The organism is Paraclostridium sp. MRS3W1 (assembly GCF_032465715.1).
GTDB classification, from domain to species: Bacteria; Bacillota; Clostridia; order Peptostreptococcales; family Peptostreptococcaceae; genus Paraclostridium; species Paraclostridium dentum.
In genome coordinates this window covers 1-547 of sequence record NZ_JAWDJM010000014.1, presented here as the reverse complement: position 1 = coordinate 547, position 547 = coordinate 1, and the positions used below count along the sequence as shown (strand labels likewise).

At 30.2% G+C, this 547-nt stretch carries 1 protein-coding gene; it reads left to right on the top strand.

Annotation, left to right across the window (positions count from 1 at the left end; all coding sequences use genetic code 11):
• Positions 1 to 547: pyridoxal-dependent decarboxylase (locus RWY47_RS01200; RefSeq protein WP_316030207.1), on the top strand; the 547-nt coding region annotated here is incomplete at both ends.

Below are 547 nucleotides of genomic sequence, written 5' to 3'. Positions count from 1 at the left end.
TTGAAGAATACAATAAAACAGCAAAAATAAGTGTACCAATACATGTAGATGCTGCATCAGGTGGATTATTTACACCATTTATAGATCCAGATATGGAATGGGATTTTAGATTAAAAAATGTAGTATCAATAAGTACATCAGGACATAAATATGGATTAGTATACCCAGGTATAGGATGGGTAATATGGAAAGATGAAGAGTACTTACCAAAAGAATTAATATTTGAAGTAAGTTACTTAGGAGGATCAATGCCAACAATGGCAATAAACTTCTCAAGATCAGCAAGTCAAGTAATAGGACAATATTATAACTTCTTAAGACTTGGATTTGAAGGATATAGACAAATACATCAACGTACAAAAGATGTAGCTATGTATTTATCTGATGAAATAGAGAAAACAGGATTATTCAAAATTTATAATAATGGAGAAAATTTACCAATAGTATGTTATAGATTAGTTGATAATGCTAATGTAGAGTGGACATTATATGATTTAGCAGATAGATTAGCAATGAAAGGATGGCAAATACCAGCATATCCATTACC